Origin of the sequence: Providencia vermicola (assembly GCF_010748935.1) — a bacterium.
Lineage (GTDB): Bacteria > Pseudomonadota > Gammaproteobacteria > Enterobacterales > Enterobacteriaceae > Providencia > Providencia zhejiangensis.
On sequence record NZ_CP048796.1, the window covers coordinates 2800909 to 2821153 of the forward strand.

Below are 20245 nucleotides of genomic sequence, written 5' to 3' on the forward strand. Positions count from 1 at the left end.
GAGCTTCTATGGCGCAAGATTATCACCATGGCGTGCGCGTTGTTGAAATCAACGACGGTACTCGCCCTATCCGCACTGTTAGTACTGCTATTGTCGGCATGGTATGTACCGCCGACGATGCTGATGCAACGGTATTCCCACTTAACAAACCGGTATTGATTACCGATATTCGCACAGCCATTGGCAAGGCAGGTAAAACGGGCACGTTATCGCATTCATTGACCGCGATCGCTGACCAAACCGCACCGGTCACAGTTGTTGTTCGTGTTGAACAAGGCGAAACCGAAGTAGAAACCACATCAAACATTATTGGCGGCACGTCTGACACTGGCCAGAAAACCGGTTTACAGGCACTGCTTACCGCCAAAAACCACACCGGCGTCAAACCGCGCATTATCGGTGTACCCGGCCACGACACGCAAGCCGTTGCCACCAAACTGGCATCGATAGCGCAAGAGCTGCGCGCATTTGCTTACGTCAGCGCGTACGGTTGTAAAACCATTTCTCAAGCCCTCGACTACCGCAAAAACTTCAATCAACGCGAAATAATGGTGATCCACCCTGATTTTGTATCGTGGGATACGGTCACTAATTCGGAATCTATCGCTTACGCTAGCGCACGGGCGCTAGGTCTGCGCGCAAAAATCGATCAGGATATTGGCTGGCATAAAACGCTTTCAAACGTTGGTGTTAACGGTGTCACCGGTATCTCTGCGGACATATCTTGGGATTTGCAAAACCCCGCTACCGATGCCGGTTTACTCAATGAAAACGAAGTCACCACCTTGATTCGGGAAGATGGCTTTCGCTTTTGGGGTTCTCGCACCTGCTCTGATGATCCGCTGTTCGCCTTTGAAAACTACACCCGTACCGCACAAGTACTCGCCGATACCATGGCAGAAGCGCACATGTGGGCAGTCGATAAGCCGCTGACCCCAACGCTGGTTAAAGACATTATCGAAGGCATCAATGCCAAAATGCGCAATTTAGTCACCAACGGTTATTTGCTGGGTGGTCAATGCTGGTTTGATCCCGATGCTAACGGCAAAGACGAATTAAAAGACGGTAAATTAGCCATTGATTATGACTATACACCGGTACCACCTGCTGAAAATATCTCATTCCGTCAGCGTATCACTGATCGCTACTTGATGGATTTTGCATCCAATATTAAGGGGTAACCATGGCTTTACCACGCAAATTAAAAAGCATGAATTTGTTTGTCGATGGCGACAACTGGCAAGGCATTGCAGAAGAGATCACGCTGCCCAAAATCACCCGCAAATTAGAAACCTATCGCGGCGCCGGTATGCAGGGCGCGGTAAATATCCGCATGGGTTTAGATGATGGCGCGTTAGACAGCGAAATCACACTGGGCGGTATCGAAGCACAAATTTATAAACAGTGGGGTATCTCTGGGGTCGATGGTGTGATGCTCCGTTTCGCTGGCGCTTATCAACGCGAAGATACCGGCGAAGTTAATGCCTGTGAGGTGGTATTACGCGGCTTTTTGTCTGAAATCGACGCCGGTAATGCCAAGCAAGGTGAAAACACCCAAGTTAAATTCAGTTTTAAATCAACCTACTACAAACTGATTTGGGATGGCTCACCGCTAGTTGAAATCGACATTATCAACATGATCGAAATTGTTGACGGCGTAGACCGTCTTGCTGAACAACGCGCCGCCATTGGCCTGTAAGGAAAATCACATGACTGACGAAGTGAAAAAAACACAAGCTACTGTAAAACTGGACGAACCAATTAAACGTGGTGAATCTGAATTGGCTGAAATTGTCGTGCGTAAGCCTAACACTGGCGCATTGCGCGGCGTTCGTTTGCAAGCGCTGATGGATATGGATGTTTTATCCATGTCTGAGGTGCTCCCTCGTATCACCACGCCGGCATTGACCAAGCCGGAAATCATGGCCATGAACCCAGCCGATTTGGTTTTGCTATCGATTGAGGTGGTGAGTTTTTTGCTACCGAACTCAATGCGCACAGATTACCAGAACGATTAACCGTTGATGATTTGGTGGCAGACATTGCCACCATTTTTCATTGGACACCTTCTGCCACCGCCGAAATGAGTTTGATTGAATTATTAGAATGGCGTTATCGCGCATACAAACGAAGCGGACATAGTGATGAGTAGAAATCTACGTTTACAAGTTGTGCTAAACGCCGTCGATAAATTGACAAGGCCATTTCGTAGCGCACAAGAGTCAAATAAGAAACTGGCGAGTGCTATTCGCCAGTCTCGCGATACATTGAAATCGTTAAACCAGCAAGCCGGACAAATCGAAGGCTTTCGCAAAGCAAAGCAGCAACTCACAACAACTCAGCAAGCATATCAAGCCGCCACGCAACGGGCGGCTGCACTTGCTCGTGAAATGAGTGCAACAGCGAATCCCACCCAGCGGCAAACCGAAGCACTGAGAAAAGCCCAGCAAGAGGCGGCAAAACTCAAAAATAAATTTGGTGAGCTGCAACAATCAGTACAGCGGCAACGGAATGAATTACAAGCTAACGGCATTTCAACGAATCAGCTAGGACAAGCTCAACGCAGGCTAAATAGTGATATTTCACGCACAACCCAACAATTACAGCGCCAAGAGCAACAATTGAGGCGCAGCGCAGAGCAAGAGCGGCGAATGGCCAATGCGCGTAGCAGCTACCAATCAACCATGGGCACGCGCAATAAAATTGCGGGAGCGGGTGCAGCAATGGCGGCTACTGGTGTGGGTATGGGTTATGCGGCAAAAAAAGTGCTGGCCCCAGGCTATGATTTCGAAGTGGGCATGTCGAAAGTGCAGGCTCTAACCCGTCTTGATAAAGATTCCGATGATTACAAAGCATTACGTAATCAAGCGCGTGATCTGGGTGCAACAACCGCATTTACCGCCAATGAAGTGGCACAAGGTCAAGCCTTCTATGCCATGGCGGGTTTTAAGCCCGACCAAATTCAGAACGCCATGAAAGGCACGCTGGCCATGTCATTGGCCGGTGATATTGATTTGGCCACTACCGCTGATATTGGTTCCAACATCTTGACCGGCTTTAAGCTGAATTCTAATGAAATGAACCGTGTCAGTGATGCACTTGTCGCCACGTTTACGCGGTCTAACACCAATCTCACTATGCTTGGCGACACGATGAAATATGTTGCGCCGGTTGCTTCGGGGCTCGGTGTCGATTTAGAAACCGCTGCCGTGGCTGCGGGCAAATTAGGCGATGCCGGTATTCAAGGTTCAATGGCTGGTACCAGTTTGCGATCCATTCTTGGCCGACTAGCCGAACCACCTAAGCAAGCCGCCGATGCCCTAAAACAATTAGGTATTCAAACCCGTGACGCCAAAGGTAATTTACGCGAATTACCCGCAATTTTAGCGGAGCTGGATAAGAAAACTAAAAAAATGGGTACCGCTCAACGTGCGGGATTATTTAAACATATCGCCGGTGAAGAGGCGTTTTCGGCGCTATCGGTCTTAGTGGATAAATCCGGCTCTGGTGAACTGCAAAGCATGATTGCAGAAATCAAAGCCGCAAAAGGTGAGGCTGAGAAAGTTTCTAAAACCATGACCGATAACCTTGATGGTGACTTAAAAAACCTTACATCTGCCTATGAGGACGTCGGCATTCAAATATTCGGTGGTGCCGATAGCCCACTTCGTGAAATAGCAAAAAGTGTGACAAGCCTTATATCTCGGTTCGGTGAATGGGCAAAGCAAAACCCTGCGTTAGTCAAACAAATTACTATGATCACTTTGGGGTTAGGCGCAGTGCTGGCTGTTGGCGGTGGTATCTCGTTAATGATCGCCGCAATGATAGGGCCACTTGCTATGGCTAAATTTAGCCTATCGGTGCTTGGCATTAAAGGCGGTGGCTTCTTAACCATGCTGATTAAGCCTATCAAGCTCGTTGGCGCAGCATTTATGACACTCGGCAAAATATTATTGGCCAACCCCATTATTTTGATTATTACCGCCATCGCGGCAGCGGCTTATCTCATTTATAAATACTGGGATAATATTGCGCCGTACGTCAAAAAATTGTGGGATAAAGTAGCGCAGCTTTTTTCCGCTGCGTGGAACTGGATAAAAAGCTTTTTAATGAAGTGGACTATCGTCGGTTTGATCGCGCCCCACTGGGATAAAATAACCGGCTATGCCAATACTGTTTGGGAAGCGGTTAAACAAACCTTTTCCCAGTTTTGGGAGTGGACAAAAGCCTTTATTCTTAACTGGACAACACCCGGCTTAATTTACCAACATTGGGATAAAATAACGCACTATGCAAATGTGGTGTGGGATGCGGTCAAACAAACCTTTTCCCAGTTTTGGGAATGGACAAAAAACTTTATTTTAAACTGGACAACCGTTGGTTTAATTTACAAACATTGGGATAGCATTGTCGCTGTCACCTTGAAAATGTGGGCAACCATTAAAAAAACCATTTCAGATAAATGGGATGAAATCGTTAACAACGTCAAAAACCTCCCTGAAAACTTTAAACAAGTGGGTGGTTTGATCATTGATAGTTTAAAAAATGGCATCCTTGAAAAATGGGAAGCCTTAAAAGCCCAATTTGCTGAAATCAAAAAAATGGCCACGGATTTGATGCCGGATTGGATGCTATCCGATGAAACGCGCGCATTACGCGCGTCAAATCAAGTTACAGTGATCAAAGCTAGCATGAAGAGCGCCGGTATGTTTGATAGTGGCGGCATCATACCCCGTGGCCAATTTGGTATTGTCGGCGAACGTGGCGCGGAAATTGTCGAAGGGCCTGCTCGCGTAACCAGTCGGCGCAATACTGCGGCAATGGCCATGGCGGCAGCCATGACACTCGGTACCTTATCACAGCCAGTCAGCGCAAAACCTATTCACCCCTACGCGGTTAATGCCGGTATGAAACAAAGTGCACCATCATCAAAACCGGTACCTGCGCCAGTGATCAATATCTACCCGCAACCAACCCAGTCAGCACAAGATATTGGGCAAGAGGTCGCACGACAAATTGACGCTTATTATCGACGCCAGCAGGCTGCACAGCGTAGCAATTACCGCGACAGTGAGGACTTTTAATTATGGCCATGGCAGCACTTGGTTTATTCGTATTTGAGTTACGCACCACACCATTTCAGGGGATGCAACGCGAGCACCAATTTCGATTTGGCTATAACAACCGCATCGGCAAACGGCCAAGCTTCCAATTTATGGGCGCGTCAAATGATGGGCTGACCCTATCTGGTACGCTTTACCCTGAATTAACCGGCGGCAAATATTCATTATTGATGTTGCAGGCCATGGCAGAGACTGGTAAAGCGTGGTCGTTTATTGGTGGCGACGGTACAATTTACGGCATGTACGTTATTGAGAACCTCAATGAAAACAAAAGTGATTTCTTTCATGACAGTGCGGCCAGAAAAATTGAATTCACATTAACGCTTAAACGCGTTGATGAGTCGCTCGCTGAGGTGTTCGGCAATATCAGCGAGCAACTGGATACGCTGACCGATTCCGTCGCAAATGGACTTGGAGGATTGCTGTCATGAGTGATTTTTTTCTGACCGGTATTGAATCGGTACCGCAATATGTGCTCGCCGCCGGTGATGTCAATATCAATGATCGGCTGCAAGGCCGGCTAATGTCACTCACCATGACCGACAATCGCGGCTTTGAAGCTGACCAGCTGGACATTGAGATAGATGATGCTGACGGCAAAATGATGTTGCCTAAACGCGGCGAAGTGCTCTCTTTGCATTTGGGTTGGAAAAACGAGCCGCTAATATTTAAAGGCAAATTCACTGTTGATGAAATTGAATACAGTGGCGCGCCCGATAAAATTACCATTCGTGGCCGTAGTGCAGATTTCCGATCATCACTCAATGTAAAACGTGAAATCTCATATCATGACAAAAGCCTTGGTGACATTATTAAAACCATCGCCAAGCGAAATAACGTTGAGCCGATGATTGAAAATAAGTTGGCCAACGTTAAATTAGCCCACATCGACCAAACCAACGAATCTGATGGTTCTTTTCTGGCACGACTTGGCAAACAAGAGGGCGCAATTGCCGCGATTAAAAATGGCCAGCTGTTATTTATGCCACAAGGCAGTGGTAAAACTGCCAGTGGTCGCCCCATTCCCCCATTATTATTAACGCGATCAATTGGTGATGGGTACCGCTTTTCATTGGCTGACAGGGGTGCCTATACCGGCGTTGTGGCAAGCTGGCTAAATACGCGCAAACCACAAAAGAAAGATGATGTGAAAGTTAAGCGTAAACGGAAAACTAAGCAAAAAGACAAGACTAAAGTTGATGAGCCGCAAGGTGATTACCTTGTTGGCGAGGAAGGTAATACGCTAACCCTTTCACACACTTACGCAAATAAAGGGAACGCCGAGCGAGCCGCTAAGGCCGCATGGGAAAAAATGCAAAGAGGTGTCGCCTCATTCTCCATTCAATTGGCCAAAGGCCGAGCCGATATCTATCCCGAAATGCCAGTTAAAGTGCAAGGTTTTAAACCTGAAATAGATAACGCCGAATGGATAATCACAAAAGTGTCTCATTCATTAAGCGACAGTGGCTTTACTTCAGCGCTTGAATTAGAGGTGAAAATTTCAGATATGGAAATGACTGATTGATAATCATACAAAACCAGAATGACTACTGGATAAAATATCAGTACAATAGACTTAATATCAACATCATGGCAAAAGGTAACCGGATCATGATGAAATGCCCCATTTGTAATGAACCTACCCGCATTCGTAGCTCACGCTATATCACCAACGAAACCAAAGAAAATTATAATCAGTGCCAAAACATCAATTGCAGCACTACTTTTGTTAGCCATGAGTCCGTGGCGCGATACATAATTAAAACTGAACTGTTGGATGCGGTGATCCCTCACACATGTAGTGAACAACGAGCTATTATTTAATTTGTAGAGTGTGATGGAGATCACTGTTTGTTAATAGTAAAATTCATTCAAAACTATACTGTAGTTACAACCAGTGGTGCCAATCTGCTGCCACTTTGCTGCCACTTTTGATTTTCAGTGACAAATTTCAGATGCAAAAAAGCCACCTTAGAGGTGGCTTTTTCTTTCCCTAACCCGTTGTTATTCAACGCGGTTTTTATTTGGTGCCCAGGGCGGGACTTGAACCCGCACAGCCTAAAGGCCGAGGGATTTTAAATCCCTTGTGTCTACCGATTTCACCACCTGGGCTAAATTTTGGAGGCGCGTCCCGGAGTCGAACCGAGCTACACGGATTTGCAATCCGGTGCATAACCGCTTTGCTAACGCGCCTTCTTCTTAATCTCTTACTGAGATTGGAGCGGGAAACGAGACTCGAACTCGCGACCCCGACCTTGGCAAGGTCGTGCTCTACCAACTGAGCTATTCCCGCCTAAAGCTTTCGCTTTTCAAACTGGCTGATTTACTTATTTTTTTTCGTAAACCGTGTTGCCGTTCGATGCGTTGCATTCTACTGATTTCACATTTTGAGTCAACACAATTATTTAAAAAAATCACTTAAAACCGTTCGTTCGCTGTTTTTTCAATCATTTCGATCAAGCTTCGCTCAAATCTGCCCATGCAGCCTTCAAATATTGATACATTGACCAGAACGTTAAAATAGCGGCAACATACAATAATGCGATAGCCAGATTCTCAATAAGTAAATTTGGACGCCATAACAACCCAACTAAAGACATCATTTGAGCAGTTGTTTTAAATTTACCTATCCAAGACACAGCGACACTACTTCTTTTACCAATTTCAGCCATCCATTCTCTTAATGATGAAATAATGATTTCACGTGCAATCATTGTGGCGGCAGGTAAGGTAACATACCAAACATCAAAACTTTCAGTGACAAGAACTAATGCCGTCGCCACCATCACCTTATCAGCAACAGGGTCTAGGAAGGCACCAAACTTAGTTGTTTGCTTCCATAACCTCGCTAAATAACCATCAAACCAATCTGTTACTGCGGCAATAACAAAAATTAATGCACAAACAAATGGGCCCCAGCTTACAGGTAAATAAAAAGCTAGCACAAAAAACGGTATCAAGATGACACGAAACAGGGTCAACCACGTAGGAATATTTAATTTCATCATGCTCAGTAACTTTTTGACCAAATTGGATTTAATAAGTATGGTGCCCTAAGACACCTACTGTTTCAATGCATTATAAATCTTTTCTGCCAACGCGTATGAGATCGAGGGCACTTTTGCTATCTCTTCTATGCTCGCATTTTTCAGTGGCTGTAAGCCTCCCATATATTTTAGTAGCATTTGACGACGTTTTGGTCCAACACCTTCAATTGACTCTAACGCGCTGGTATTCTTTACCTTTGCTCTACGCTGGCGATGTCCTGTTATCGCATGATTATGTGACTCATCACGAATATGTTGAATCACATGTAATGCAGGTGAATCAGGCGGTAAAGCTACGCCCTCGCCCTCAGGCTTAAAAAATAGCGTTTCAAGGCCCGCTTTGCGATCGCTCCCTTTTGCAACGCCAATAAGTTGAGGTCTATTTTTATCCCAATCAACATCCAGTGAATCAAAGACATCTTTCGCTTGCCCTAATTGCCCTTTTCCACCATCGATAAAAATAATATCGGGTATTTTACTTTCATCCAGATGCTTACCATAGCGACGGGTTAAAACTTGATGCATGGCTGCATAGTCATCACCGGGAGTAATTCCTGTGATGTTATAGCGTCGATATTCTGATTTAACGGGACCATTCTTATCAAACACAACACACGATGCGACCGTTTGCTCTCCCATCGTATGGGAAATATCAAAACATTCCATACGTGCTATGGCATCCATACCCACAATTTTTGCTAAAGATGCCATTCTTTGATGAATGGTTGATTGCTGAGCACGCTTAGTTTGTAGTGCAGTAAGCGCATTCGTTCGAGCTAATTTTAAATAGCGCGCCCTCGCCCCTCGAGGTTGGGTTTGGATCTGCACTTTTCGACCTGCAATATGTGATAAAGAGTCCGCTAGCAATTCTTTTTCTGGTAATGAAAAATCTAAGAGGATTTCACCGGGTAATGTTCTATTTTCACTGCCTTGCAAATAAAACTGCCCTAAGAAAGTTTGTACTACTTCTTCAAGTAAAGTGTCTGCTGGAACTTTTGGATAATAGCTACGGCTTCCCAATACTTTACCTTGTCGAATAAATAACACATGAATACAGGCAAGCCCTGATTCGAATGCAACACCGATAACATCAAGGTCTTCACCATCACCAGAAACAAATTGTTGTTCCGTGACTGCGCGTACGGCCTGAATTTGATCGCGAAAACGTGCAGCATCTTCAAAACGCAGCTCCTGACTTGCCTTTTCCATCCGTTCTATCAATCCTGTTAAGACCTGTTGGTCTTTGCCTGTTAGGAATAAACGTACGTAATTGACTTGCTGATCATATTCTTCATCGCTGACTAACCCTTTAACACAAGGCCCTAAGCAGCGACCTATCTGATACTGTAAACAAGGCCTTGAACGGTTTTTGTAAACACTATCCTCGCATTGACGAATTGGAAACAATTTTTGCATCAGCGCTAATGTTTCGCGAACCGCGTAGGAATTAGGGAACGGACCAAAGTATTCCCCCTTCGCGTGTTTTGCTCCACGGTGCATAGAGAGTCGCGGATGTGTTTCTTTACTTAAAAAGATATAAGGATAAGATTTGTCATCCCGCAACAAAACATTGTAGCGTGGCTGATAAAGCTTGATATAGTTATGTTCAAGTAACAAGGCCTCGGTTTCTGTGTGTGTGATCGTCACATCAATAGAGGCAATGTTTTTTACTAGCTGCTCAGTTTTTCGGCTACTGACTGTCGTTCGGAAGTAACTGGAAAGCCGTTTTTTTAAATCTTTAGCTTTTCCAACATAAATGACTGTTCCCCCAGCATCATACATTCGATATACGCCAGGTTGATTGGTGACTGTTTTTAAGAAAGCTTTTGGTTCGAACTGTTCTGACACCCTAATAAACCCTGTTTGGCTACGATTAACCCATAGCTGATAGCAATATGAGTTAATTCTACATCACTACGGATATTAAGTTTACCAAACATTCGATATCGATAGGTATTTACCGTTTTAGGGCTCAAATTAAGAAGCTGTGCAATCTGTTTGGTCGAAATCCCCTGAGTGATGAAGAGCATGATTTCAAGTTCACGAGTGGATAATAACTCATAGATATCCGTCTGATCGTTTTGATGAATGCGTTTCAATGCGATGGCTTGTGCAATATCGGGGGAAATAATTTTACTGCGCGCATTGACTATCTGTATGGCTTCTAAAAATTCATTAATTTCAATTTTTGCACTCAACACACCTTGGATCCCAAGCTCAAGAGCCTTTAATAAAAAAGCATAGTGATTGTGTATATTATAAATGATAATTCCGACATCAGGTTGAGTCCGTCTTAAGGTTTGCAAGTTTTTTAATGATTCAAATTGGCAATTATCGCTATTAATTAAGATAATATTGGCTTTTTGTTTTCTATTCCACGAAATGGCTTGCTCGATAAAGGGAAATGACGCGACAACATGACAGCGTTTATGACGATTAAAAATAGCTTCCAGCCCGCGAATTAAAATATTATTATCGTCAATAATTATAATATTAATCATTTATTTCTCTATATGTTATTGCACGTTAATATCCATCTCCATAAATAGCAATTTTATAAGATAAAATACAGTTTTTTTATTTCATCATTAGCCGATGGATTTAATATTCCGCAGTTTAATAAAAATTAAAAATGGATTTTTAAAAACCATACTGAATACAAATAAAATAACCATGCATAAACATGGTTATTTGATAATGAGAGAAACGACTTGTCATAAACTATTTTTGGCCGACTAAGCGGCAAATGCTCTCTGAAACCAAATAGCTTTTCTCGAAAGAACTTAATGGTAAGAACTCAAAACGAGAATGGAAATTCAACGCACCCGTGAAGTAGTTAGGCGTTAAAATCCCTCTTGCTGACAGAGCTGAACCATCAGTGCCTCCACGCATAGGAATAACATTTGGCTCGACGCCTTGAATTTTTAGCGCGTCAAAAATTAAATCAATAGCAGTACGGTCACTACCTAGTGAATCACTAATGTTGCTGTACACATCTTCTATTTTGAATTCAATTTTTGCTTTTGGATGACGTGCTCTTATCAACTCAACCACTTCACCGATATAACGCTTACGAGCTTCATAGCTATTACGGTCAAAATCGCGGATAGCCATTTTAATTTTTGCATTATCCGGATTGGCTACTAAGTCAGTCACATAAAAATAGCCTTCGCGCTGTTCTGTATGCTCAGGCGTATCAAAACGGTCAAAACAACCAATAAAGTCATGCGCCACACGAATTGGATTTAACAACACATTTTTTGCAGACATTGGATGTGCGGTTATTCCTTTAATCGAAACATCAATAGAAGCCGCATTAAAGGTTTCATAAACCACCTCGCCCAATGCACAGCAATCAATAGTGTAAGCGAAATCGACTTTAAAGCGTGACAAGTCCATGATTTTTGAGCCGCGCAACCCAATCTCTTCGTCAGGAACGAAAGCAACGTAGATATCGCCACATGCAAAATCAGCATATTGCAGTTTATCCATTAACTCCATAACAACAGTGACCGCCGCTTTATTATCGGCACCGAGTACACTCGTGCCATCACTGAAAATAATCTCTTCCCCTACATAAGGTGCCGCTTCTGGGTGCTCTGCTGTTTTAAACCAAATATCTTCTTGTGCATTCAAACACAGATCTTTACCTTCATATTTTAAGGTTTGAGGCTTAATGACGGGTGATAATCCAACATCTACGGTATCTAAATGGGTCACGAAACCAATTTTCGGTGCTGAAGGATTATTACCAGGGCGAACCGCGTACAAAATAGCATGATCATCGATATAAATATCTTTTAAACCATAGCTTTCTAGCTCTTTTGCCAGCAATTTTGCTAAATCACGTTGCCCTTCCGTGCTTGGAACAACCGTTGCTGCTGCATCACTTTGGCTTTCTATTGCTAGATAGCGAAAGAAACGTTGTTCAAGCTGTTTACCTAATTCATTCATTTTTTGTTCCTTTTACTCAATCCGCCAACTTATTTATGGCGTTGGTTGCCATGTGTAACCACTATCAAAACCAATTGGAATATCAAATGCCCAGAACAGATACAACGTCGCAGTTAATGTTACCAACAAGCCGACCGTGAACGGTATCATCATCGAGCAAAGTGTTCCAATACCAGCATTTTTGTAATATTTTTGGCAATACATCAAAATCAACGGATAGAATGGGAACATCGGTGTACTGACGTTCATCGCTGAATCACTCACGCGGAAAGCCGCTTGTGTTAGTTCCGGAGAGATCCCAACCGCCATCAACATGGGTACCAAAACAGGCGCCATAATCGCCCATTTGGAAGTTGCTGATGTGATCATAATATTCAATATTGCAGTCAATAAAATGACACCGAATACCGTCAATTCTGAAGGCATATCTAAGGTACGCAATAATTCAGCACCCGATAGCGCCAATAATGTGCCGAGGTTTGAATGCTGAAATGAATATAGAAACTGCGCCGCGAAGAAAGCAAATACAATAAATGGAATTAATGACTTAGTAATATTTTCCATCGCTTTCACAACATCTTTAGTCGATGTGAAAGATTGAGTCATATAACCATATACAATGCCCGGCAATGCAAAGAAAATAAACAGCAATGGCACAACAATTTGCATTATTGGGGCTTTCGGGCTAGTCAAACTACCGTCAGGACCTCGTAATAATGAATTCTCTGGCCATAATAAAGCAAATAAACCAGCAGCCAGTGCAAGCACAACAAGGCCTGATACACGAAATGCTTTATTTTCTAACGGCGTAATTTTGCCTAAATTTTGCTCTGCGTCAGTATCAACTTGGCTTGTTGTAATTGGGCAGTTTTTATTTAGCCAAGGTTCGACAATTTTTTCAGTAATGAACCAACACGTAAAAATAACACCAAACGTACCACCAAGGCTGAAGAAATAGTTACATAAGACATTAACGCTATAGCCTGGAGCCATCATTTGCGCTGCATCTTGTGTAAAGCTCTGCATAATTGGATCAATGATTGAAGGTGTATAACTTGCTGTAAACCCACCCGCTAAGCCTGCAAAGGCGGCGGCTATACCTGCTAATGGATGACGACCACTTGCGTAGAACATCATCGCTGCGACCGGCATTAAAATAACATAAGCGGAGTCAGACGCGATGTGAGAAACGATACCCACAAAAACCACTGTTGGTGTCAGCATTTTTGGCGTAATAAACGAGAGCATTTTTTTCAAGGCTGTATTGATAAAGCCACTACTCTCAGCGATCCCTATCCCCAAAGTTGCAACGATTGTTATTCCAAGAGGTGGGAAGTTAATGAAGTTTTTCACTGCCGACGTAACGAATAATATGATTTCCTCATAGTTAAACATATTTACGACAGATATTTTTTCTTTTGACACTGGATGGTAGTAATTAAAATCTACAAATGAGAGTAAATAAGATAAAAACCAACAGATTATCAAGGCATAAATAAATAGCATTGTAACGTCAGGCATAACGTTACCAATACGCTCAACGCGATTTAAGAAGCCCTTTTTTTTAGGGAGTGTATTTGTTGTCATATTCGCAAGTACTTAAGTTATTAGAGTAATAAACTTTTACACACTAAATAACCCTTTATAAAAAGTAAAATACTTTCTTTCGAATATTTAACAGGATAAACCAGTTGCCCACACTTGCATTAAGATAATTTATCATTGCAAATTACTTAATGTTTTCCACTAAAATAGAACAGGCTTTTGGTAAGGGGCAATTTTTTAGTTAAGATATTAATGGCTATATTTTAACTAAAGAAATATAAGAAAAAGGAATGTGTAACATTCCTTTTTATAAACAAAAATTATTTTAAATATTCTACTCTCGTTTGAGTTTTTCGGTATTGGCGATATAAAGAGCAATCACTAAAACTAAAATCGCGCCAGCATGAAGTAACGTCGTCATGGGGTCACTGTGATCGACAATAATCAAGCGTATCACGGCAGTAATACCGATATAGATAAAATACCTTAATGGGAAGTGGTAACCAGATAAAAAATATTTAGTTATCAAAGCAATAAACTCAAAATAAAGGAAATAGATGACAATTCCTTCTAATAATTCATAAGCTGTTGCTTCCTTCTGCCCACTAAACATTAAAGATGCCATGGTGTATGTTTCTTTAGCCAAAAAGAAAACAAGTACGATCGCTAATGCTATCAATCCAATATTCAGCACCCATTGCAATACCCATGCGATATTGCTGGCATGTCGCATATTTCTCATACTATTCATTAGTTAAATTTCCTAAACTAGGCGTCATATTACTATAGGGCATTCATCTATCTTTTTTATATCAAATAAACAGCGTTAAATGAATATCTATAACAAGTGATAAGTCTTTTTATTTATTGTAATCGATATTTATGACATTAACAGGATAGAAGGAAAACAAAACCGATAATATTTTGAATAGCTCGCAGCAACGCTCTCTACATAGTCTATTTATTCATCAACTTTATCATATTTTGCTCTGTCAGCATTGGTATTATTTCAATAAAGTGATAGTAGTTAGGTTTGCTATCAACAAATATCTGCATAGCAAGATTAGCATGGCGACTTTCTGCAAATAAAGCGGCGGAAACATAATAAGAAGAAGGTGAATGAAAGTGATAATATAAATGTGTACCACATCGCTGACAAAATGCACGTTCCCCCCACAGCGATGAGGCAAAACGCGTTACGCTATTTTCCCCCTTCAATAATCACATCCTCTTTGCAATCAAGAGTAAAACTAGGGCCGCCATTCCAACGTTGACAGCTATTGCAATGGCAGACACTGATTTTATCGATAGGCTGAGACGCGACTATTTTTACCGCCCCACAAAGGCATTGCCCCTGATACAGGGTCGTTCCTTTTTATTATTAACGTTGTTGTATCACTATAGAATCGGCTAATGAAAAAAGCGATTTTTTTTATGATGAATACGGAATTGTCGATCACTAAGACGACGGTCTGTATTCATTTCCTCTAGCTCTGCGCGATTGACTTCTACTCGTTCACGTAGTGATTCAATATCACCTGAATCTTGCATTTTATCCTGTTTCAATGAATATACTATTTTCACTTTTTCGTAATCATGCAAATTCACAGTATCCGTTGCTTGTGCAACGATAGAAGCACTAGTTAATAATGCAATAGCGATAAATAGCTTTGAAAAAAAACCTCTTTTCATTGGTCACCCTCCTGTTTCCAAGTATTTGTTTTAGCGCATTACCGCATCAAAATATACTGTCTGAAGGTAATCATTTGGAAAAAATTGTAAATTTTTTAGTGTGGTAGATTTTTTTATTTAAGAATAGGCTGGCCAAATAATAATAAAGTGGATGAAGCCGTTTAACTCACCCACTTTATTGATTCAGGAACACAAATAATGCATTGTGCTATTTTTTAGTCGATTTAGTGTTAATTTCTCTTAAGAGATACCAACAGAAATACAGTAAGGCAATAATCCCAATCCCTAACAACAACCAGATAACAAGGATCATCCAATCAAAATTATTACCCTCTGAGCCATTGATGGTTAACTGCTCTTCACCACCTAACTCAATAACTTCTTTTGCGAGTGATAATTCAGGATAATTATGCATGAGCTGCTCAACCGTTAATGATTGCTCAATAAGCTCTTGGTAATTTAGCCCATCCATACTAGCGAGGTGACTCCCCCAAACTAATAAATAAGGCGACGCACCTTGTACATTAAAAACTAAATTAACCGCATCTCGTTTTCCTTCTATATAAGGGGGCTTATCATCCCAGCTCCCTTTCAATGCCGTAATCCTCAGTTTTTTAATCATTAAGTCATTTAACGCTATCTCTGGGTTACGAGTTTGTTCTCCATTATTCACTTGATGGTAAGCAACCATATTTGTCAACGGTAGCCAATTTTCGCCTGAATTAGAGGCATATTCAATTTGTAATGGAATTACGCGATTTGTTTGTTGTAACTGAATGACAATTGAGCTCAATGGCTGAGGTGAAGGTAAACGGTAGATTAATTGATTTAAAGAGATACCTTCATTCTGAGTAATAAAACGACAAATTTCTTGCTGTCTTGTTGCATGGAATGTTTTACCAATTCCCTGTACTGTCTTGAGTTCAGGTAGGGTTGTATCTTTAGTCGTAACAATAATCACCATTAGATAAGGCGCACTTAGCGCTGAATCATTCCCCTTTAATAATTCAATTGTATTATTTTGAATAACACCGACATCCGAGCTGAGATTCATCACTGGCTGATAAGCTGAAATATTTACCCAATGTTGTTTGTCATCACTAGCATAAATAAATGCTTTGCCTTGCCAATCTTGATCACTCTTTCCCCACTCTAAATTTAATGTTTGAGCAGGGAAAAGAGCTTGTTGATCCTGTTGGCGAGTTAAAAGATAAGCTTGATACCGTGTATCTTTCGACTGTTGTATAGAGGGTAATTCTAGGCGAGTCAGTTTATTCGGTATGGTTTCCACCAAAAGATACTGTTTATCGTCCTCTGTTTCTTCTTTTAAGTTTAATTGTTCTTCACGCGTCATTAAAGGCTGTAAAGAGAAACGAATTGGTGATGTTTGACTGCTTTCTTCTGAATGGTAAAAGAGCGCAGAAGGCACTTCCTGACCCGTACCGTTAAATACCCTGACATCTTGTAACGTTTTAGGGTAAGCAGAATTAACATAGGCTTCAACGGGAAGTTCAACCCAAGCAAATGGAATGTTATGACTGGACTCTTTTAACTCAACCCCCTGATAAAAATCATAAGGTGTTAATATTTTTTTATTTTCGGCATAAATTGTCCCCGAGAATAAGAGAAAAAAAGCTAGCATCACAAATACCAGCCAACTCCTTGGATTTTTATTTAGTTTCATCATCAGCCTCATTAAGTCCTTTCTCTTGAGCCATTTTTGGTGGTAGTGGAGAAAAATAACCAACAACTAAAATAAGTATTGCGACAACAATAAAGCTTATAGCGCGGAATAAACCGTCCTGCCCATAGATATCAACCAAGAATAATTTCACGACTACACAGGCAAAAATTCCCGCGCCAAACAGCCAACTGAGACGGTTTTGTTTGAGGCTGGCAAAAATCATAAAAGCTAAAGCAGCTAATGACCAACTAATAGAAAGAATAGTTTGCACCAAGCGAGAATCAAAGAGTGCTTGAGCATTCCAGTTAATCTCGGCAAAATCAGATATTGCTCGAAGCATAATGCCATTAAACCATAATATGCTCAGAACAATAGCAGCAAGACTTAATCCCCTAATAACCCAGAGATCGAACACCCTTATTTTTTTCAATTTTTGTACTAAACCACGACGCATCAATAGTAATGATGCGATGCTAAATAACCCAGCTTCATCTAATGGATTAATCAGAGGAACATAATTCCAGAATGTCAGTTTGCCATCCTCTAAATTAGCGACAAATGACAACACAATAAGCACAAGAATAACTGGCAAGAAGCTATACCAATAAATAATACCATTTCGCTTCATTGGTGGCATTTTTTGGCTTTGTAGCCAATACAACACTAGCGTCGTTAAGGTTATCGTCATGACATAAATAAAATAACCTAACTCATTCATCCCCCAAGGGAGGATCGCAACAAACCAATTCACTTGTGCCGCAATAAACGCGATGATTAGCCAAAATGTTGCGCCATGGAGAATACGTTGCATCCAAATATAATGCGCTTTTTGGGCATGCATGGCGAATAACACCGAACTACCCAACATGACGGGCCAAATAAGAGACCCCTCTCCTCTACCCATAGGGTTTTCATCTTGAATAAAATCTACGGCAAGATAGTAATACCCCACCAGCCAAATAAAGGACTGACACAATAATAGTGCAATCCAATCAGCTTTAATGGCTAATATTCGCCAGAGCCAGGCAGAAATAATCACTAATGCCATAATGATGAAGCTTTCAGATTCCCCACTCCAAGACAAAATATCCGTTATGGCTGGGAGCCAAAAATACCAAACGGCTAATCCTAGAAGTAATAACCCATGGCTCACAATATTGAAGTTGGTTGACGTTTCACGTCGAACATGGAACATAGCCCCTGCACTAAAACAGGCTGCTAACAAAACAGGAACCATATAAACACTGGAACGGCTCCAAGTATATAGTGAGAAACCACCTAATAGCGTTATCGCACTCACTAAAATAAGCAATACTCCAACTGTAGACAATTTTTTATTTTGTACCGAAAACCCATAATACAGCAGCAATAGCCCTTCAATAGACCAAATAATAGATGTCCATTCGAATGAAAGCGCCAAGGGTATCGCTAACGAGACAAAACTTGCCCCAATAATCATATTTCCCAATGCAAGTTCTTTTCCGATGGCTGCATATTTTTTATGGATCCGGAAACCGGCCAATAAATAAAATGCGCCAAGCAACAATGCAACAAATGCAGGAACAACATTGATTTGCCAAGAAATAGCATACTGTATCGCAAGGCTAATAAAAGGAGGTACAAATAATAACGTATTATCAACAACTAATTGCTTATCATGTGGGTAACGTAAAGCAAATAGTTGCGTTAACACATTAAAGACAATCAAATTTGCAATAAGAAAAATTTGGCTAGAGACATAATAGTCAGTTTGATAGTATTCCCAACCCCATAGAACCGCGACAAAATAAGTCATAAACATACCGACTAGATTAAGCGGGCGCCAAGCTTGCCAGACACTAATAATTAAGATAGCGACAGATAGCATCAAATAATAGGAGAAGAGAAATATATGATTACCACCACCAGTAGACAGCAGGATAGGTGCTAAATATCCGCCGAGCGAGGCTAAAATCGCTAAGCTGATCGCTCGTTGCGATAAGGCAAGCACAATACTGACGGCACAAATTATCAGCATTGCCACAAATGCCATACCGTATGGCAGTAGCGAATACATTTTAAATGCTGCAATAACGGTTATATAAAAACACCCTACGGCGCCACCTTGTAATATTAATGCAAATAACGTCTTTTTATGCCGTAAATACCAACCGATACCAAGCAGTAACAAACAACCAATCGAACTGACTATTAAACGTAATTGTGGGGATAATACGTTATTTTGTACGCCAAATTTCAATAAATATGCGATACCAAAAAATAATAATAAAATACCGATTTTAGCAAGCGGATTACCTTTCCAAACCCAGCTAAAAAAGTGACTAAATAAAGACCAATTACTGTCATTTTGTAATTGCGTTTTATTATTTGCACGACGCTCAAAGCGATTAACATCCACGGGTGTTTGCGATTCCTGTGCTGACATTATTACGCCAGTTTGCGAATGCGGCTCCAATGATGCATTTGTGGTTGAATGACCAGTTAAACTGTGTGGATAATGAGGAGTTTCTTGAAATAAAATTGGCGGCGTTTGTTTTTTTTCTGACGAGGCCATTTCCGCTGTATGGACTAGCTCCGATTGGCTATTTTCCAAGCTCCCAGCATCAGGCTTTAACGCTTGTTCTAATGAAATAACGCGTTGATTTAACTCTGATAGCTGAGATCTCATTCGACTTACGCGATGCATCGCAATAATGGCAAGTATAGGTGAAACTACCATTAAAAGAATAACTACGAACCCTACTAGTATCAAAATATCCACAAATAGGCTTCCCTCATCATTAAATTAGCCAAAAAAGAGCATCTAAATATTGGACTAGTGTAGATAGCATTCTACCTATTGCCAACTAGCTGTAATAAATTATTACAAATTAAAGCCAAGGCTGAACAATACCTCAAAATACTAGTCAAAAAAAGAGTTATTATGAACAGTAGGTCACTATCCGTAGTCGAGTCAAGACTGTTCTAAAATAGCGTTATTTTATTGTAAAAATGACCCTCATTTTATGTTTACTTATTATTAAGAACCTCTTTTTTTGTCATTAACGACCTTATTTAATAGATAATGATTATTTTTCCATATTTTCTAATTTATTTGTGATATTTATATATTTGCGTTATTAAAAATTAGCGCTAATTAATAATACAGTGAACACTACCACTAAAAGAGGTACTGCCCGTACACTTGAAATCAGCACAAA

The 20245-nt window shown here is 41.3% G+C and carries 18 protein-coding genes and 3 tRNA genes; 8 read left to right on the plus strand and 13 right to left on the minus strand.

Annotated features, from left to right (window positions below):
• Window positions 1-8: 8 nt before the first annotated feature.
• From G3341_RS12675 to G3341_RS12710, 8 genes are all read left to right on the plus strand, one after another.
• Window positions 9-1181, plus strand: coding sequence for a phage tail sheath protein (locus G3341_RS12675; RefSeq protein ID WP_163862253.1), 1173 nt, complete (start codon window positions 9-11; stop codon window positions 1179-1181).
• Between the two features lie 2 nt (window positions 1182-1183).
• Complete coding sequence (locus tag G3341_RS12680; RefSeq protein ID WP_163767839.1) at window positions 1184-1699, plus strand: phage major tail tube protein; 516 nt, start codon at window positions 1184-1186, stop codon at window positions 1697-1699.
• Window positions 1700-1709: 10 nt separating this feature from the next.
• Window positions 1710-2018: a phage tail assembly protein gene (locus G3341_RS12685; RefSeq protein ID WP_163862256.1), complete on the plus strand. Its 309-nt coding sequence runs from the start codon at window positions 1710-1712 to the stop codon at window positions 2016-2018.
• Between the two features lie 65 nt (window positions 2019-2083).
• A complete protein-coding gene (locus G3341_RS20970) occupies window positions 2084-2152 on the plus strand; it encodes a GpE family phage tail protein (RefSeq protein WP_423811247.1) in 69 nt (22 codons plus the stop codon).
• On the plus strand, window positions 2145-5084 hold the full coding sequence (locus tag G3341_RS12695; RefSeq protein WP_163862259.1) for a phage tail tape measure protein: 2940 nt from the start codon (window positions 2145-2147) through the stop codon (window positions 5082-5084). Before G3341_RS20970 ends, G3341_RS12695 begins: the two co-directional genes overlap by 8 nt.
• Before the next feature lie 8 nt (window positions 5085-5092).
• Window positions 5093-5554, plus strand: coding sequence for a phage tail protein (locus G3341_RS12700; RefSeq protein ID WP_163767912.1), 462 nt, complete (start codon window positions 5093-5095; stop codon window positions 5552-5554).
• Window positions 5551-6648, plus strand: coding sequence for a phage late control D family protein (locus G3341_RS12705; RefSeq protein WP_163862262.1), 1098 nt, complete (start codon window positions 5551-5553; stop codon window positions 6646-6648). The genes G3341_RS12700 and G3341_RS12705 overlap by 4 nt, the downstream gene beginning before the upstream one ends.
• Window positions 6649-6734: 86 nt before the next feature.
• Entirely contained in the window at window positions 6735-6947 is a 213-nt protein-coding gene (locus G3341_RS12710; RefSeq protein ID WP_163862265.1) for an ogr/Delta-like zinc finger family protein, read from the plus strand.
• Window positions 6948-7148: 201 nt separating this feature from the next.
• Here the strand turns inward: G3341_RS12710 and G3341_RS12715 are convergent.
• The 13 genes from G3341_RS12715 to G3341_RS12775 form a co-directional block, all read right to left on the minus strand.
• Window positions 7149-7235: transfer RNA gene (locus G3341_RS12715), tRNA-Leu, on the minus strand.
• A gap of 7 nt (window positions 7236-7242) precedes the next feature.
• Window positions 7243-7316, minus strand: a tRNA-Cys gene (locus G3341_RS12720).
• Between the two features lie 24 nt (window positions 7317-7340).
• Window positions 7341-7416, minus strand: a tRNA-Gly gene (locus G3341_RS12725).
• A gap of 163 nt (window positions 7417-7579) precedes the next feature.
• Entirely contained in the window at window positions 7580-8128 is a 549-nt protein-coding gene (gene pgsA / locus G3341_RS12730) for a CDP-diacylglycerol--glycerol-3-phosphate 3-phosphatidyltransferase (protein WP_154624726.1), read from the minus strand.
• A 57-nt stretch (window positions 8129-8185) separates the two neighbouring features.
• Window positions 8186-10018: an excinuclease ABC subunit UvrC gene (gene uvrC / locus G3341_RS12735; RefSeq protein WP_163862268.1), complete on the minus strand. Its 1833-nt coding sequence runs from the start codon at window positions 10016-10018 to the stop codon at window positions 8186-8188.
• A complete protein-coding gene (locus G3341_RS12740) occupies window positions 9985-10671 on the minus strand; it encodes a LuxR C-terminal-related transcriptional regulator (RefSeq protein ID WP_154624725.1) in 687 nt (228 codons plus the stop codon). Before G3341_RS12740 ends, uvrC begins: the two co-directional genes overlap by 34 nt.
• 220 nt (window positions 10672-10891) lie before the next feature.
• Window positions 10892-12124, minus strand: coding sequence for a peptidase T (gene pepT / locus G3341_RS12745; protein WP_154624724.1), 1233 nt, complete (start codon window positions 12122-12124; stop codon window positions 10892-10894).
• 33 nt (window positions 12125-12157) lie between these two features.
• Entirely contained in the window at window positions 12158-13711 is a 1554-nt protein-coding gene (locus tag G3341_RS12750) for an AbgT family transporter (RefSeq protein ID WP_154624723.1), read from the minus strand.
• A gap of 292 nt (window positions 13712-14003) precedes the next feature.
• Window positions 14004-14420, minus strand: a complete 417-nt coding sequence (psiE, locus tag G3341_RS12755) for a phosphate-starvation-inducible protein PsiE (protein ID WP_154624556.1) — start codon at window positions 14418-14420, stop codon at window positions 14004-14006.
• Between the two features lie 206 nt (window positions 14421-14626).
• Window positions 14627-14887 (minus strand): GFA family protein, encoded by a 261-nt coding sequence (locus G3341_RS20905; protein WP_348273351.1) that lies wholly within the window; start codon window positions 14885-14887, stop codon window positions 14627-14629.
• Between the two features lie 192 nt (window positions 14888-15079).
• Window positions 15080-15361 (minus strand): hypothetical protein, encoded by a 282-nt coding sequence (locus G3341_RS12765; RefSeq protein ID WP_154624558.1) that lies wholly within the window; start codon window positions 15359-15361, stop codon window positions 15080-15082.
• A 208-nt stretch (window positions 15362-15569) separates the two neighbouring features.
• Window positions 15570-17048 (minus strand): DUF3999 family protein, encoded by a 1479-nt coding sequence (locus G3341_RS12770; RefSeq protein WP_244316431.1) that lies wholly within the window; start codon window positions 17046-17048, stop codon window positions 15570-15572.
• Window positions 17032-19764, minus strand: coding sequence for a DUF2339 domain-containing protein (locus G3341_RS12775; protein WP_244316432.1), 2733 nt, complete (start codon window positions 19762-19764; stop codon window positions 17032-17034). Before G3341_RS12775 ends, G3341_RS12770 begins: the two co-directional genes overlap by 17 nt.
• Between the last annotated feature and the right edge of the window lie 481 nt (window positions 19765-20245).